Annotated in this window: 14 protein-coding genes; 9 read left to right on the plus strand and 5 right to left on the minus strand. The window is 66.1% G+C overall.

What is annotated here, in order from left to right; all coding sequences use genetic code 11:
- Positions 1–821: 821 nt before the first annotated feature.
- The 4 genes from AOT96_RS33865 to AOT96_RS33880 all read right to left on the minus strand — a co-directional run bounded on the left by AOT96_RS33865 (position 822) and on the right by AOT96_RS33880 (position 4410).
- The gene (locus AOT96_RS33865) at positions 822–1139 is read right to left on the minus strand and encodes a helix-turn-helix domain-containing protein (protein WP_065353036.1); all 318 of its coding nucleotides are present in this window, start codon (positions 1137–1139) and stop codon (positions 822–824) included.
- Positions 1136–2215: a tyrosine-type recombinase/integrase gene (locus AOT96_RS33870; protein WP_065353045.1), complete on the minus strand. Its 1080-nt coding sequence runs from the start codon at positions 2213–2215 to the stop codon at positions 1136–1138. Before AOT96_RS33870 ends, AOT96_RS33865 begins: the two co-directional genes overlap by 4 nt.
- Positions 2216–2339: 124 nt before the next feature.
- Entirely contained in the window at positions 2340–2627 is a 288-nt protein-coding gene (gene nrdH / locus AOT96_RS33875) for a glutaredoxin-like protein NrdH (protein WP_065353037.1), read from the minus strand.
- A gap of 268 nt (positions 2628–2895) precedes the next feature.
- Positions 2896–4410 carry a ParB/RepB/Spo0J family partition protein gene (locus AOT96_RS33880; protein WP_065353038.1) on the minus strand — a complete coding sequence of 505 codons (1515 nt, stop codon included), beginning with the start codon at positions 4408–4410 and terminating at the stop codon, positions 2896–2898.
- 329 nt (positions 4411–4739) lie between these two features.
- Between AOT96_RS33880 and AOT96_RS33885 the strand changes: the two genes are divergently transcribed.
- Positions 4740–7775 (plus strand): Tn3 family transposase, encoded by a 3036-nt coding sequence (locus AOT96_RS33885; protein WP_011331220.1) that lies wholly within the window; start codon positions 4740–4742, stop codon positions 7773–7775.
- Between the two features lie 126 nt (positions 7776–7901).
- Here the strand turns inward: AOT96_RS33885 and AOT96_RS33890 are convergent, their stop codons facing one another.
- Positions 7902–8489, minus strand: coding sequence for a TetR/AcrR family transcriptional regulator (locus tag AOT96_RS33890; RefSeq protein ID WP_011331219.1), 588 nt, complete (start codon positions 8487–8489; stop codon positions 7902–7904).
- A gap of 101 nt (positions 8490–8590) precedes the next feature.
- Between AOT96_RS33890 and AOT96_RS33895 the strand changes: the two genes are divergently transcribed.
- From AOT96_RS33895 to AOT96_RS33930, 8 genes are all read left to right on the plus strand, one after another.
- A complete protein-coding gene (locus AOT96_RS33895) occupies positions 8591–9457 on the plus strand; it encodes a CoA transferase (RefSeq protein ID WP_011331218.1) in 867 nt (288 codons plus the stop codon).
- Positions 9454–10629 carry a thiolase family protein gene (locus AOT96_RS33900; RefSeq protein ID WP_065353039.1) on the plus strand — a complete coding sequence of 392 codons (1176 nt, stop codon included), beginning with the start codon at positions 9454–9456 and terminating at the stop codon, positions 10627–10629. Before AOT96_RS33895 ends, AOT96_RS33900 begins: the two co-directional genes overlap by 4 nt.
- Positions 10630–10636: 7 nt before the next feature.
- The gene (locus tag AOT96_RS33905) at positions 10637–12304 is read left to right on the plus strand and encodes a long-chain-fatty-acid--CoA ligase (protein ID WP_011331216.1); all 1668 of its coding nucleotides are present in this window, start codon (positions 10637–10639) and stop codon (positions 12302–12304) included.
- A complete protein-coding gene (locus tag AOT96_RS33910) occupies positions 12301–13089 on the plus strand; it encodes an enoyl-CoA hydratase/isomerase family protein (RefSeq protein ID WP_011331215.1) in 789 nt (262 codons plus the stop codon). Before AOT96_RS33905 ends, AOT96_RS33910 begins: the two co-directional genes overlap by 4 nt.
- Before the next feature lie 8 nt (positions 13090–13097).
- Positions 13098–14258, plus strand: coding sequence for an acyl-CoA dehydrogenase family protein (locus AOT96_RS33915; RefSeq protein WP_011331214.1), 1161 nt, complete (start codon positions 13098–13100; stop codon positions 14256–14258).
- Positions 14259–14349: 91 nt separating this feature from the next.
- The gene (locus AOT96_RS33920) at positions 14350–15108 is read left to right on the plus strand and encodes a 3-hydroxyacyl-CoA dehydrogenase (protein ID WP_011331213.1); all 759 of its coding nucleotides are present in this window, start codon (positions 14350–14352) and stop codon (positions 15106–15108) included.
- Positions 15105–15605 (plus strand): MaoC family dehydratase, encoded by a 501-nt coding sequence (locus AOT96_RS33925; RefSeq protein WP_011331212.1) that lies wholly within the window; start codon positions 15105–15107, stop codon positions 15603–15605. The genes AOT96_RS33920 and AOT96_RS33925 overlap by 4 nt, the downstream gene beginning before the upstream one ends.
- A gap of 21 nt (positions 15606–15626) precedes the next feature.
- Positions 15627–16781: an acetyl-CoA C-acetyltransferase gene (locus tag AOT96_RS33930; RefSeq protein WP_011331211.1), complete on the plus strand. Its 1155-nt coding sequence runs from the start codon at positions 15627–15629 to the stop codon at positions 16779–16781.

The raw sequence follows: 16781 nt of genomic DNA on the forward strand, positions 1-16781 counted from the left end.
GCCCGGCACACCGGCCCTTTCGGCCATATCGCCTTGGCAGGTCGCACTCGCGAGCACACCACACAGCGGTGCGTCCGTTCGGGTCGGCACCGTTTACACAGATCCGGGTGTTCTCCCCCACGTCGATGTGCAATCGCCACGATCCGTCCGCATCCTCCGCATGGCCGCCGCGGCGGCTCGTAGCAGCGCGCACAGAGTGGCCCCGTGTCGCTGAACTTCTTGGCGATCGCTGTCCGCCCGCACTGCGTACAGATGTGCTGGGGGCGTGCGCAGGTCCCGCACAGCGGATCGCCCGAGTCGTCTCTCGTGGACGGGGCACGGACTCGTCCGCAGCGGATGCATTTCTCGGTGCGTTGTGGTTCGTGTTGATAACAGGTGCGGCAGATCTTTCCATCGGGGCGCACCGCAGTCGGATATCCGGTCTTGCCGCAGCGGTCGCAGGTCACGGTGTTCGCTTTGGTGACGCACCATTCGCAGCATCGTCCTTCGGGAGCGAGGCGGATCAGTCTGGGCCATCGTTTACCGCATCGCGCACACGCGGGAAGTTCAACGCGGCATCCGGCCGCGTGCAAGCCGTACGCCAGGCGCACAGCGGTGATCGGGGCGTGAGGATCCGGTGAGGACAAGCATCCGGGGTGACTCATCAGATACCGGTGCAAGGTCCGTACCCCACGGGGTTGCCATGCCGCCGCGTCCTGGAGTAGTTGTCGTGCATGATCTTCGGTGATCTTTCCGGGCGCGACGGACTGGGTCGCCGCGATCATCCGTGCGCGTATCTCGTCGAGTGGTGTGCTCGGCGGCGTTCCTCGTGGTGGCATCGATCAGTGCTGCGGCCGGCGGATCGTGGTGCGTCGCAGCGGCGTGGGCGCGGAGCGGTCACTTGCGGCTTTTCGGATCGTTTCGTTGACGATTTTCGGTTCGATGAGATCGTTGGGTGTGCATTCGAGTATGTCGCAGAGCGCAACCAGGGTGTCCATGCTCAATCGTTGCGGAGGTGAGGTGACCAGGCGGTAGACCTGCTCACGGGAGAGCGCGATTCCGCGTTCGGCGAGTAACGGGACAAGGTCCGAGGTGTGGAAGATGTCGCGTTCGGCCATCTTGTGCCGCAAGTGCCAGGCGTAGCCCATTTTCTTGTTCATGATTCGCTCCACAGTTCGCCGTGTCGGTTTCGCATCGCGCGGGTCAACAGTTGATTTCGGTACTCGTTCGAGACGCCGGTGTAGATCGACGTCGTCGATGCATGCGTGTGCCCGACCTGTTCTTGGACGAAGCGCACCGGGTAGTCGAATTCGATCAGATGGGTCACGTAGGAATGTCGCAGGCAGTGCAAGTCCAGGACCGGGTCGAGATTCGCGTCGTCACGGGCAGCAGTAAGCGCGGCGTTGACCGATCGCGGGGAGATGCGACCTGCGCGTTCGGTCACCCACAATGCCGGATGCGCGCCGGGCGCAAACGCTGGTCGGATTTCGGCCAGATAGTGCTCGAGGACGTCGACGATCCAATCGAATTCGGGAACAGTGAGCACAGTCCGGCGTTTCGTCGGCCCGCCGCGCGACGCCTTACCGAATCGAACCGCGACCGAACCCGCCGAACCATACTGCGGGGCTTGGGAATTGCGCCGAAGATCTACCAGGTCGATATTGCACACCTCCGAGCGGCGTAGCCCGAAGGCGTAGCAGAACTTGAGCATCGCGGAATCGCGCATCGCCGCGAGGGCGCCTTTGCGGCCATTCTCCCGAATCTTCTCGGCTCGTCCGTCAGCGGCATCGAACAAGGCTTGGATCTCGTCGTACGTCAGCGGACGCCGGCGCGGACTGCCTTCGTAGTCCCCAATGTGCAGCACTGAGTTGCCCTCGTGGAACACCAACTGGGGTGTTGACCCGAACCTGTCGGCGCACACCTGCATCCAGCCGTATCGGTTGTCGGTGAGGTACTCGCAGAACAGTCTGACCGTGATTTCGTAGCTCCGGATCGTGGACAACGCGAGCGCCCGGTCGCCGGATCGCAGATCACTGATCCATGCCTCAGCTTCTGCTGGAGTCCACTGCCACGGATACAGATTCGTGAACTCACCGAATCGTCGAATCATCCGAATCCGCGCTGCAATGGTCTGGTCTTTGAGGAATCGGCTGCGTTGTTGTCGCGTCCAGCCCTCGATCATCGCTTCCGACATCGCCGGTGCCGGATCGAGATGGACGACATTCCCCGCGAGTATCAGATGTGCCGATCCCGGCGCCTCGTTCACCACATTAATGTTGTATCAGATGCAACATTGTTACATCCACTCGAAGCGCACGGTCCGGGTCCGTAAATCCGGGACTTACAACTCCCCTGCGGCGTCAAACAGCCAGTTCAGACAGGTCTTTCGAACTGACGTTATGTTGCATCTGCTGCAATACATCCCATTTCACCAGATTCTTGATTCGGTCGGGCCGGAACCCTGCCCAGTGGTCGTCTCCGGCGACGACGACCGGCGCTTGCAGATACCCCAAGCTCATGACGTGCTCGCGGGCTCGAGCGTCTTCGGTGATGTCGACGACGGAGTATTCGACTCCGGCCTTGTCGAGAGCGCGGTAGGTGGCATTGCACTGAACGCACGCGGGCTTGGTGTACACGGTCACTGACATGTCATCCCCCTGATGAAGTAAGTGGAACTTTCTTTCATTCTATCTCGAAAGCTGTTGCGACACAAGGCATTTCAGACTATTTGCGATGTTTTTTGTGCGGATGCGAGCGTTTGTACGCGCTCCGTGGTCGAGCTGTACGTGTTGTCCGACAAGACTTTTCGGCTATCCCTCCGCGTATCGGATTCTGTGATTTCCGTGTCGCTGCGGCGTTCTCAGCTGGATCGCCGAGGTCCCCGAACCGGGGAGTTCGGGGACCTCGATCGGGCGATCAGTCCAGGTCGACGGTGTCGATGTCGCGGGTTCCTGCCATGACTTCCTCGACCGGGGACAGGTGATATCCGTGTGCGGCGAGGAACGCCAGGTAGCGGCCGGTGTTCGCGCGCGGTGTGCGCCACGAGTCCTTGGCCATGCGGCCTTCCTGAGCTGCGAGGACCATCGTCAACGTGATGACCTGCGCCCTCGCTTCGCTGGACTTGGCGATCAGGTCCGCCACTGCGCTGGAGCGGCCCAGTGAGTCGACCTTGAGCAGCTCCGGAATCAGGTTCCCGGCCCGGTACTCCGAGAGCAGTGAGGCGTCGACCGCGTGGATGGTCGCGACGTATCGGGCTGCTGCCTTCGGTGGGGTCTTGGCGCAGGCCAGCTTGCCCAGGAATTCCTTGCGGACCACGGCGGCGGCTTCGGCACGCAGATTGAGTTCGCGGACCTTACGTCGCTCATTGGAGGCGTGCTCGGCTTCTTCGTCCGCTGCTTCCTTGGGGTCGTAGAGCATCTGCACTCCGGCAGCGCCCAGGTCCAGGCACACGTATTGCGGTTCCCAGAACGTGCGCTGTTCGACGTCGTTGAAGTGGACTTCTCCGGTTTCGGCGACCGCGTCCCTGCGCCACCGGGTGTTCCAGGCGAGTTGGTTTCGGTGCAGGCGTTCCCCGGTTTCGGTGTGCGCCCATCCGTCTGTGCTGGTGAGCAGGACGCCCCAGTGCTCGGCGCGGGCGCGGATCTCGTCGATGTTCGGCTGCTCCCCGGACTCGACGAGCTTGGTGCCGACGTGCCATGCCCAGTCCTCGAGTTCGTCGAGCATGTGTTCGGTGACCACGATGAACCCTTGCCGGGTGTACTCGGCTTCGACGGCTTCGCGGGCCTTGCGCTCGTCGGTTTGTATCCGGCGAACCGACGCTGCGTAGTCGAAGCGGTCCGGGTCGATGCTCAGTAGTTCGCTGACCGCCTCCTCGTCTCCGTCTGCCTCGAACTCGGCGATCACGACGGCCTGATCGAGGCTGAGCTGCTCGTCGAGGGCTTTGCGGCCGGACTCGGATCGTCCGGCGACCGCTGCCTTCTTGACCACCTTGCGGTCCACTGTGAGCGCACCCGAGACCTTCGTCGCCGAAAACCCGAGGTCGAGCATGTCCACGATCGCGGCAGCCTTGTCGCCTTCGGTGAGTTCTTCGGACACGTTCGCGACCACCTGGTGAGCGATCCGCTCGAATTCGCGGGTCTTCTCGTCGTCTGTGGTGTCGTCGCGGACCAGGACCGGCATCGAGGCGAGGCCGACCTCGCGGGCTGCCAACGTGCGGCGCTGGCCGTCGCGCAGGACGATCGCACCGTCAGCGAGTCGGGTGGCCGTGACCGGGGTGATGACGCCGTGCGTGCGGACGGACTCGAGGAATTCGGGGTCGAGCGGCAAGATGTTCGAGATGCGGGCGTTGCGGCCGATGTCGATCGCGTCGGGAAGCATCCGCAGGTAGGTTTCGCCGGTGATCGGTTCGGCGGTGGTGTGCGTTGCGGTCATGGTGATCTCTCTTCTAAGATTCGGACCCAAGACACCGGGCAGATTGTCGCTGCCCGGTGTCTTGTGTGTTCCGGGTGTGTCAGTGATCGGTGCGGGTCACACGATCCATTGGGCGTAGATCCAGCCGACCCAGTCGACGGTGAAGATTCCGGGGAAGTGCGCCTGGTACTCCCACTTGGGCACTGCGGAACCGTGGCAGGGTCGCGCCCAATCCTTGATGTCGACCCACCAGGCGGTTTCGTCGTGGGGGTCGGGGAGCAGATTGACGAAATCCGGCGCTAAGGGGCAATCGCCGAGCGACCTTGCGCTGTAGGTGATTTCATGTCGTCGTGACTGATGAGGGCGGCTATGGCCGGTTCGGTGCGTTGTCTCGGCAGGAGCTGGAGCGTTACTGCTACTTGGATGACGAGGACCGGCGGCTGATCGCTGCGCGGCGGCGCGACTACAACCGTCTGGGGTTCGCGGTGCAGGTGGTGACGGTGCGTCACCTGGGAATGTTCCTGGCTGATCCGCTGGATGTCCCGCCCGCGTTGATCGAGTATCTGGCCGAGCAGTTGGAGATCTCCGATCCGTCGATGGTGAAGCGGTACACCGATCGGGAGAAGACCAAGCTCGAACACGCCTGGGAAATCCAGCAGGTGTACGGACTCAAGCCGTTCGGCGAGATGGAGTCGGAGCTCACGTCGTGGATCGTCGACCAGGCGTGGATGACCGGCGACGGACCGAAGGCGATCTTCGGCGACGCAGTGACATGGCTGCGGAAGCGTCAGGCGCTGCTGCCGGGGATCACCACGTTGGAGCGGCTGATCGGCGACGGCCGCAACGCGGCGGACGCCCGGTTGTGGCGCCAGCTCGGCGAGCAGCTGACCTCGGAGTCCGCGTCTGCCTTGTTGCGGCTGCTGGAGGTTCCTGCGGAGGGCGGGCAGAAGGTCAGCGAGCTGGAGCGGCTGCGCAAGGGCGTGTTCAAGGCGTCGTCGAAGGGGATGCTCGCGGCGCTGCGCAGGGTTGTCGACCTGCAAGCGGTCGGGGTGGACAGCATCGACGTGAGGGCGATCCCGCCGCGTCGGTTGACGGGGTTGGCGACCTACGGGTTGGCGAGCAAGGCCGCCGCGCTGCGGCGGCTGCCCACGCGTGAGCAGCGCTTGGCGGTGCTGGCCGCGACGGTCGTTGTGTTGAGCGCGCGGGCGGTCGACGACGTGTTGGAGACCTTCGACATGTTGATGACGACGAAGCTTCTGTCCAAGGCCGAGCGGGAGTCTCGCGAGGAGAAGCTGCGTCGCTATCCGAGGGTGTCACGCAACGCAGGCAAGCTCGCGGCAGCGGTGAAGGTGCTGCTGGAGATGGTCGAGGTCAACCAGGACGTCGGGCTGGGCGTGGTGTTGGACATGATCGAGAAGACCGTCACCCGGGCCGAGTTGCGGCACGCGGTCCAGGCGGTCGACGAGCTGGTGCCCGCCGACGACGCGGAGCTGGATGGGCAGCGGTTGATCGAGTTGGCCGGCAAGTTCGCCACGGTCCGCCCGTTCCTGTCGATGCTGATGGACACGATCGAGTTCGGCGCGACCAGTGACGGCGCCGCCGTCCTGGCGGCAATGAAGACCCTCGCCGAGCTGCTGACATCCAGGTCGTCGGGCAAGATCCCGGCAAACCTGCTGGACGCCCGCAAGGTCGACCACGACTTGATCGTCGGCGCGTGGAAGCGCTTGATCTACACGCCGGGCCGACCGGAGGGCACCGTCGACCGGAACTCCTACACGATCTGCGTGTTGGAACAGTTCCACCGACACCTCAAGCACCGCAGCATCTTCGCGGTGCGTTCGTCGCGGTGGCGCGACCCGCGGGCGCACCTGCTGGCAGGCGAAGCCTGGGAGGCTGCGCGTGACGCCGGCATGAACGCGCTGGGCCTGCCCGCCGCGCCGACGCAGCTGCTGACCGATCACGCGACGGCGTTGGAGACCGCTTATCGGGAGTTGGCCGCACGGCTGGGCGAGGACACCCCAGCCAGCATCGACGCCGACGGCAAACTGCACGTCGCCGCGCTGGACGCCAAGGCCGAGCCCGCGTCGCTGGTCGACCTGCGCCGCCGGGTGGAGGCGATGATCCCGCGTGTGGACCTGCCGGAACTGGTCACGGAGGTGATGAGCTGGCATCCCGGTTTCACCGAGGCGTTCACCCACACCTCGGGCAACGAGGCCCGCGTCGCCGACCTCGGCTTGTCGGTGGCGGCCGTGCTCTGTTCCTATGCGATGAACGTCGGGTTCAAACCGGTGACAACGCCTGGTGTCGACGCCCTGACCAGGGATCGGCTGCTGCACGTCGACCAGTGCTACGTGCGGGCCGAGACCATCGAGGCGGCCAACGCCGTGCTGGTCGACGCCCAGGCCGACATCCCCCTGGCCCAAGCGTGGGGCGGCGGGCTGGTCGCCTCGGTGGACGGGATGCGGTTCGTGGTGCCCGTGCGCACCCATAACGCCCGCCCGAACCCGAAGTACTTCGGCCGGAAACTGGGCATCACCTGGTTGAACATGCTCAACGACCAGTCCGCCGGGCTGGCAGGCAAGGTGCTGCGCGGAACACCTCGCGATTCGCTGCACACCATCGACGTGATCGTGTCCCAGCACGGCGGGCGGATTCCGGAGGTCATCATCACCGACACCGGGTCGTATTCCGACATCGTGTTCGGACTGCTGCATCTGATCGGCCGCCAGTACCGGCCGCAGCTGGCGAACCTGCCCGATCAGCGGTTGTGGCGCATCGACGCCCGAGCCGACTACGGGCCGCTGGACAAGGCGGCGCGCGGGGTGATCGACACCGCCAAGATCGCCGCGCACTGGGAGGACATGTGCCGGATCGCGGTGTCGATCCACTCCGGTGAGGTGTCGGCGCACGAGGTCACCAGGATGATCTCCCGCGACGGGCAGCCGACCGCGTTGGGCCAGGCCATCGCCCATTTCGGGCGGATCTTCAAGACCCTGCACATCCTGCGCCTGGCCGACGACGAACCTTACCGGCGCGAGGGCAAGGCCCAGTCCAATCTCGTCGAGGGTCGTCACGACCTGGCGCGCACGATCTATCACGGCCGCAAGGGCGAGATGACCCGCGCCTACTACGAGGGCATGGAAGACCAGCTCTCGGCGCTGGGATTGGTGCTCAATTGCGTCGTCGTGTGGAACACCGTCTACGAGAACCGCGCCCTCGCCGCGCTGCGAGCCGGCGGATACCCGGTGCTCGACACCGATGTCGAGCGATTGTCGGCGTTCGTGCGCGCCCACATCGGCATCGACGGGCACTACAGCTTCCACCTGCCCGACCCCAGCGGAGTTCACCGACCGCTGCGCGACCCGGACGCCGACGACGACGAGTAGCGCGAGTCGAAGGGTGGCGGATGACCGCTCAGGACCTGACGACGCATGTCGGCGGAAGTCTCTCCTGAGCCGCGAAACAGGCCACGGCCTGCACCTCTACCTCCGACCTGACCCAACAAACTACCGCTAGATTACGGTCACGGAGAGCGTCAGTTTGTCGCTGTGCGGCACGCCCGTCCGGTCGAGGAAGTCACACATGTCATCGATCATCGGCTGCATGAGCAGCTGCCCCAGCTGACGAACCATCAGCCCGATGACCTGTGAGGACTCGGATCGCCGTGTCGAGGTCTTGCCCGAATAGCGGAGTTTGGAGATCTCTCTGCGACTCAGGTCGGTCAGCCGCTCGAGTAACTCGCTCTTTCCCTGCGGATCGAGCACAGCGCGCCGGATGTAGTTCACCACCGTCGGATGCGTCGCGAGCATGTGCCGCACCGCCTCGTCTCGAGCGGCGGCGACCTGCGCTGGGGCGCCCTCGTCCGGCACAGAGGCGATCGCCAGAGCGTAATAGTCGACGACCAGTTGCTCGACGGCGACGCGTAGCCCGTCCTTGGTCTTGAAGTGGTGCTGCACCAATCCCACGGCGACCCCGGCGGCGGCGGCGACGGCGCGCATCGAGACGCGATCCTCGCCGCGCTCGGCGTAGAGGTCGAGCGCGGCGTTGCGAATGCGGGCCTTCGCGGTGAGGTCCTCGTCACTGGCGCGGGGGTCGGTCACAGAAATTGCCTCCTATCAGAGAAAAAAGCATACACCCTTGACATTAGACAGTACATGCGCATTAATGGCTATACATCCGTATAGTCAAGAAGGGGTTGATGATGTCGCAGTCGAGTTCGCTGCAGGGCGTGCAGGTGGTGTCGCTCGCGATCAATCTGCCGGGCCCGCTCGCCGCCGCGCGGCTACGGGCGCTGGGCGCCACCGTCACCAAGATCGAACCGCCGGCCGGCGACCCGCTGCGGGCCGTGGCGCCGACGTGGTACGACGAGCTCACTGTGGGCCAGCGGGTCGTGACCCTCGACCTCAAGGACCCCGCTGATCGGGCGGTGGCGGCGCGCGAGCTGTCGCGTGCCGACCTGATGCTCACCGCCATGCGCCCCTCGGCGCTGGTCAAGCTCGGCCTGGACGAGTTGACCGCGGCGAATCCGCACCTGTCGCATATCGAGATCGTCGGGCACGACGGGATCGCGGCGGAGCAGCCCGGCCATGACCTGACGTACCAGGCCCTGCACGGCACTCTCCAGCCGCCGACGATGCCGACCGTCCCGGTGGCCGACCTGCTCGGCGCCGAGCGCGCCGTGTCCGCGGCCCTGCTCGCCCTGCGCGTGGCCGCGGAGTCCGGCGTGGGACACCGCGAGCGGGTCGTCCTCGAACAGGCGGCCGCCGACGCCGGCGCCGCAGTTCGGCACGGTCTGATGGGAGCGGGCGCGCCGCTCGGCGGGGCGCATCCCGGTTACCGGATCTACTCCAGCTCCGACGGCCACGTCGCGCTGGCCGCGCTCGAGCCGCACTTCTGGGAGCGCGCCCGCGCCGGTCTCGGTGTCGAGGGCACCCAGGAGGAGCTCGAGCAGACGTTTCTTTCCAAGCCGACGCGCGAATGGGAGGAGGTCGCGAAGCGCCTCGACATTCCCCTGATCGGAATCCGCGATTCGGCACCCCGTAATTCAGCACAAGGAGCTTTGTCATGAGTGTTCGCGAGGCCGTTATCGTCGGCGCGGTCCGGACCCCGGTCGGCCGTCGCGGAGGGATCCTCAGCGCATGGCATCCGGTGGACCTGCTCGGGCAGACGCTGCGGGAGCTTGTGGCCCGCGCCGGCGTCGACCCCGCCGCGATCGAGGACGTCATCACCGGCTGCGTCATCCAGCACGATGTCCAGTCGGGCAATCTCGGCCGCCACGCGGTGCTCGCCGCCGGGCTGCCCGAGTCGGTCCCCACGGTGACGATCGACCGCCAGTGCGGTTCAGGGCAGCAGGCGGTCAGCTTCGCCGCCCAGGCGGTGATGGCGGGTTCCCACGACCTGGTGATCGCCTGCGGCGTCGAGTCGATGTCACGGGTGCCGATGCCTCCGGCGTTCCTGCCCGGCGCGCCGCTCGGCCCGCAGTACAGCCCGCGCGAACTCGACCGCTACGACGGTGGGCTGATGGCGCAGGGCCCGTCGTCGGAGCTGATGAACGAGAGGTTCGACCTGAGCCGAGCGGCGTTGGACGCGTTCAGCGCTCGCAGCCACGAGCGGGCGCACGCCGCGACGCGGGCCGGGAAGTTCCGCGACCAGATGGTGCCGATCACCGCCGACCCCGACGACCCGACCGGTCCGGTCATCGACTCGGACGAGGGCATCCGCGAGCACATCGACCCCGCCAAGATGGCGAGCCTGAAAGCCGTGTTCGGCGCCGACGGGCGGACCACGGCGGCCAACTCCTCGCAGATCAGCGACGGCGCGGCCGCGCTGCTGATCGCCGACCGCGAGTACGCCGAGCGCAACGGCCTCATCCCACGCGCCCGGTTCCGCGCGCTGTCGGTCGCCGCCGCCGACCCGATCATCCAGTTCACCGCGATCCTCGACGCCGCCCACAAGGCGCTCGGCCGAAGCGGGTTGGCCGTCGAGGAGATCGACCTGTTCGAGGTCAACGAGGCCTTCGCCGGTGTGCCGCTGATCTTCCAACGGGAATTCGGCGTCCCGGACGACAAGCTGAACGTCAACGGCGGCTCCGTCGCCCTCGGCCACCCGCTGGGCTCGACCGGAGCCCGGATGCTCACCGACCTGCTCTGCGAACTCGAACGCTCCGGCAAGAGGTTCGGCTTGCAGACCGTCTGCGAGGCCACCGGCACCGCGAACGCCACCATCATCGAACGCATCTGAGGACGTCATGAGCCACGAGATCGTGAGGGGCCTGCCCTCCACCCACGGCGACCACTATCAACTCAACACCACCACCATCATCCGGCACGCCGCGCGCACCTATCCCGAGCAGGAGATCGTGTACCGCACCGCGGACGGCGGCTGGGACCGGTACACCTACGCCGATGCCTACGCGCGAATCCAACGAAGTGCCAATGCACTTCGCTCGATCGGCGTCGGGCCGGGCGATGTGGTCGGGATCCTCGACTGGAACAGCAAGCGGCACTACGAGCTGTACTGGGCGATTCCCGGCCTCGCTGCCGTGATGTTGCAGATGAACCTGCGTTTGGCGCCAGAGGATCTCGCTTACGTCACCGGACACAGTGATGCATCGGTGGTCCTCATCGACGAGTCGCTGCTTCCGGTTGCCGAGGCGCTGGCACCGCATACGCCGAACGTGAAGACGTGGGTGGTGATGACCGATAAGCCGCTGGCCGACATCACCACCACGCTCCCGCACGCGGTGCACTGGGAGGACCTGCTCGCGGACGCCGGCCCGGAGATCGACTGGCCGGTCATCGACGAAACCTCCTCCTACAGCGCGTGTTACACCACCGGCACCACCGGCAGGCCCAAGGGCATCTACTACTCGCATCGCGGCATCTACCTGCACACCCTCGCCGAGGTCGCCGGACTCGGGATGAGCAGCGACGATGCCGTCATGCTCATCACGCCGATGTTCCACGGCCAGGGCTGGGGCCTACCCCAGGCGGCCGCCTACAGTGCCGCAAAAATCGTGCTGCCCGGTCGCTACATCGCCGAGGACACATCCGTCCTCGTGGACGCGATGATCGCGGAGCAAGTCACCGTCGCAAACGGTGCGCCGGCGATCTTCCAGCCCATGATGAACTACATCAAGACGCTTGCGGTCGCACCGGACTTCTCCCGCGCGCGGCTGCTGTCCGGTGCCACCGAGCCGCCGCTGTCGCTGATGCGCGACTTCCACGACATCACTGGAGCCGACGTCATCCACGCCTACGGCGCCACCGAGACCACCCCTCTGGTCGCGGTGAACCGGGGACTGAAGCCCTCGCTGCGCGGTGTGATCTCGGACGAGGAGAAGTGGGATCTCAAGCGTAAGCAGGGTTTGCCGGTCAACGGCATCGACATCCGGATCGTCGACGCGGAAGGCAACGATCTCCCGCACGACGGCACGAGTCAGGGTGAAGTGCTGCTGCGCGGACCGTGGATCATCGAGCGCTATCACAAGCTCGACGACGACGCCGACAAGTTCCTCGACGGGTATTGGCGTAGCGGCGATGTCGGGACCATCGACCCGAATGGTTACTTGAAGATCACCGACCGGATCAAGGACGTGGTCAAGTCGGGTGGCGAATGGATTTCCTCCATCGACATGGAGAACGCACTCGTTGCCCATCCGAAGATCGCCGAGGCGGCCGTCATCGGCGTCCCGCACCCGAAGTGGCAGGAGCGTCCAGTAGCACTCGTCGTGACGACCGACGGGCAGGAACTTCCACTGTCGGAGATCCACGAATTGCTCGCCGATGCATTCGCCAAATGGCAATTGCCCGAGACCGTCCTGTATCTGGACCAGCTGCCCCGCACCAGCGTCGGCAAGCTCGACAAGAAGGCCATGCGCGCCGCGCACACCAACGTCTACGAGGACGTCCGATGAACCCCGACAACGCCCCGCTACGCACGGCCCGCGACAGCCACCTCCTGATCCTGGAGATCAACCGGCCCAAGGCTCGCAACAGTCTGAACGAGGCGGTGCTCACCGCCTTGAACACCGAGCTCGTCGCGGCTCGGCACGACGACGAGATCCGTGCCATCGTGCTCACCGGCGCCGGCGGGATCTTCTGCGCCGGAGCCGACATCACCAATTTCGACGCCATTCGCGACCAGTCGCTGCTCGGCGATCGAGCCGCGCTGGGCGGCACCATCTGGGCCGACCTGGGCCGATTCCCGAAGCCGGTCCTCGCTGCGGTCGAGGGCCTCGCACTCGGCGGCGGCTGCGAGTTGGCGCTTGCCTGCGACATCGTCATCGCCGGCGAATCCGCCAAGTTCGGTGTCCCGGAGGTGAAGCTCGGCGTGATCCCGGGCGGCGGCGGAACCCAGCGCCTGATTCAGGCCGTCGGCAAGTCCAAGGCGATGGCCCTACTGCTCACCGGCGACTTCCTGTCCGCACAGCGGGCGTGCGCGGCCGGCATCGTCGCCGAGACCGTCCCGGACGGCACCGCCCTCGAAGCGGCGGTCGCCATGGCGCAGCGGATCGCCGCCAACTCACCGCTCGCGGTGGCGCTGGCCAAGGATGCCGCCCTCCAGGCCCTGGAAACCTCTCTGGCGCAAGGACTCGAGCACGAGAAGCGCAACTTTCACGTTGCCATCCATTCCGCCGACAGCCGCGAGGGCCAGGCCGCGTTCCTCGCCAAGCGCGCCCCCGAATTCACCGGAAAGTAGGACCGATCATGAGCGAGCTGTTCCCCGATTACCGCTCCCCGTGGGAGACCGACGATCAGGCGCTGCTGCGTAAGCACGCCGCCGAGTTCTTCCGCAAGGAAGCCACCCCGAACCAGGACCGTTGGGCCGCGCAGCACCAGGTCGACCGCGAGTTCTGGACCAAGGCCGGCGCCGCGGGACTGCTGTGCCTCGACATCGCCGAAGAATACGGCGGCGGGGGCGGCAACTTCGGCCACGAGGCGATCGTGCAGCAGGAGATCGCCTACGCCCACGACACCGCGTTCGGCTTCGCCGTGCACTCGACGATCGTCGCGCACTACATCGCCGCCTATGCCACCGAGGACCAGAAGAAGCGCTGGCTATCGAAATGTGCGAGCGGTGAGAGCGTCCTCGCCATTGCGATGACCGAACCCGGCACCGGCTCGGACCTGCAGGCCGTACGGACCACCGCGGTTCGCGACGGCGGCCACTACGTGATCAACGGCTCGAAGACGTTCATCTCGAACGCGTCGCACTGCGACCTGCTCGTCATCGTCGCCAAAACGGACCCGAGCCAAGGTTCCAAGGGTATCTCGCTGCTCGTCGCGGAGACGGAGAATCTTCCGGGGTTCGAGCGTGGGCGGGTGCTGGACAAGATCGGCCAGCACGGCCAGGACACCCGCGAGTTGTCGTTCACCGACATGCGGGTGCCGGCAGCGAATCTGCTCGGCGGCGTCGAGGGGCAGGGCTTCTACCAGCTGATGGGTCAGCTGCAGCGTGAGCGGCTGATCCTCGGTGTCGGCGGTGTCGCGGTGGCCGAGGCCGCGGTGGCGGAGAGCATCAGGTACGCCAAGGAACGTCACGCCTTCGGCAAGCCGATCCTGAACTTCCAGAACACGAAGTTCGTACTCGCCGAGTGCAAGACCGACGTGCTGGCCGGCAAGACCCTGATGGACCACTGCATCCAGCGTCACCTCGACGGCACCCTCGACGCGGCGACCGCGTCGATGGCCAAGCTGTGGGGCAGCGACAAGCAGTGCGAGATCGTCGACCGCTGCCTGCAGGTCTTCGGTGGCTACGGCTACATGATGGAGTACCCGATCGCGCAGATGTACGCCGCTTCCCGCGTGCAGAAGATCTACGGCGGCACCAACGAGATCATGAAGGAACTCATCGGCCGCGCCTTATGAGGTTGACCTTCGCGCAGTGACACCACTGCGTCAGTCACACCTCACTTTGTCAAAAACCCGATGTTCTCAACCTATTTCGTCAGGAGTATTCATGCATATCACCGGAACCAACGCACTCGTCACCGGCGGAGCCTCGGGCCTCGGACTGGCCACCGTCACCGCCCTCGCCAAGTCGGGCGCCCGGGTAATCGCCGTCGACCTGCCCACCGCGAACACGGATGCGCTGGCTGCTCTCGGCGACACCGTGGAATTCGCTCCGGCGGATGTCACCGACGAGGCCGCGGTCACCGAGGCGGTCGAGCGCGCCAACGCGGAGTCCTCACTGCGAATCACCGTGAACTGCGCCGGCATCGGCAACGCCGTCAAGACCGTCGGTAAGAACGGACCGTTCCCGCTGGCCGAATTCGAGAAGATCGTCAAGGTCAACCTGACCGGAACCTTCAACGTCATCCGCCTCGCCGCGCACGCGATGTCGCAGAACGAGCCCGTCGACGGCGAGCGCGGCGTGATCGTCAACACCGCCTCGGTCGCGGCCTTCGACGGGCAGATCGGACAGGCCGCGTACTCGGCATCGAAGGGCGGGATCGTCGGCGCCACCCTGCCGATCGCCCGCGACCTGGCGTCGCTGCTGATCCGGGTGAACACCATCGCGCCCGGCCTGTTCAAGACCCCGCTGCTGGGCACGCTGCCCGAGGCGGCTCAGATTTCGCTGGGACAGCAGGTGCCGCACCCGAACCGGCTCGGCGACCCCGCCGAGTACGCGCAGCTGGTCGAGGCGATCGTGACCAACCCGATGCTCAACGGCGAAACCATCCGCCTCGACGGCGCGATCCGCATGGCGCCGCGGTGAAACCCGTCGGCGTGCAGGTGGGATCGCACCATGAGCACACACGCCTTGTATACGCCGAGGACCTGGGCATCGGCCAGCGTTTCGACTTGGGCTCACACACGGTGACCGAGGCCGAACTCGTCGACTTCGCCACCCACTGGGATCCCCAGTGGTTTCACATCGACCGGGCGGCGGCGCAGGACGGCCAGTTCGGTGGCCTGATCGCCAGTGGAATCCACACGTTGGCGATCCTGCAACGGCTGACATTCGACGCAGTGGGGCACAGCTGGGCGGCCATTGCCGGGCGCGGCATCCGAGATCTGCGGTTCCGCCGTCCCGTGCGTCCAGGAGACGTGCTGACCGGCACCGTCGTCATCGACGACATCCAGTTCGACGACCGGGCACGCGCCCTCGTCACCACCGAGAGCACCGTGGTCGACAGCGAAGGCCGCGTCGTGCTGACCGTCCTGCTCGACGCCTACCTGCACTCGCGCACACGTCAACCATCGACCACCTGAGACGACGATTCGGAGACATCAATGCCAGAGGCATACATCATCGACGCGGCACGCACCCCGGTAGGCCGCCGCCGCGGCGCACTGGCCGCCGCACACCCGGTCGACCTCGCGGCCCATGTGATCGGCGCACTCGTCGAACGCAACGGTGTCGACCCCGCGTCGGTCGACGACGTGATCCTCGGCTGCCTGGACAACATCGGTCCGCAGGCGGGCGATATCGCCCGCACCGCGGCCCTCGCTGCGGGCCTGCCCGAGACAGTGCCCGGCGTGACCATCGACCGCCAGTGCGGATCCTCGCAACAGGCTGTACATTTCGCCGCGCAGGCCGTGATGAGCGGCACCGCCGACCTCATCGTCGCGGGCGGGGTGCAGAACATGAGCCAGATCCCACTGATGTCGTCGGTCACCGCGGGCGAGGCGTTCGGCGTGCGCGACCCCTACTCGGGCTCGACGAGGTGGCGGGCCCGCTACGGGGACGAGACGATCTCGCAGTTCCGCGGCGCCGAGATGATCGCCGAAAAGTGGGGAATCGACCGGGAGGCGATGGAGCAGTACGCCCTGGAAAGCCACCGCCGGGCGCTGCAGGCGATCGCCGGCGGACGCTTCGCCGCCGAGATCCTCCCCTACCAGCAGATGACGACCGACGAAGGACCGCGCGCCGACACCACACCGGAGAAGATGGCCGCCCTGCCGAGCCTCACGCCGGGGGGGCGCTTGAGCGCCGCGGTCGCCAGCCAGATCTCCGACGGCGCCTCGGGCATGCTCATCGCCTCCGCCGAGGCGGTACGCCGCCACGACCTGGCTCCGCGGGCCCGGATCCATCACCTGACCGTGCTCGGCGCCGATCCGGTCATGATGCTCGCCGCACCGATCCCCGCCACCGAACGGGCACTCGAGCGGACCGGCATGCGCATCGACGACTTCGACGTGTTCGAGGTCAACGAGGCGTTCGCCCCGGTCGTGATGGCGTGGTTGCAGGAGACCGGCGCCGACCCGGAGCGGGTGAACCCCAACGGCGGCGCCATCGCTCTCGGCCACCCGATCGGCGCCACCGGCACCCGGCTGATGACCACCATGCTGCACGAACTCGAACGCTCCGGCGGACGCTACGGGTTGCAGACCATGTGCGAGGGCGGCGGACAAGCCAACGTCACCATCATCGAGCGGCTCGGCTGA

It is taken from the genome of Rhodococcus sp. 008 (assembly GCF_001682295.1).
Classification (GTDB): domain Bacteria; phylum Actinomycetota; class Actinomycetes; order Mycobacteriales; family Mycobacteriaceae; genus Rhodococcus_F; species Rhodococcus_F qingshengii.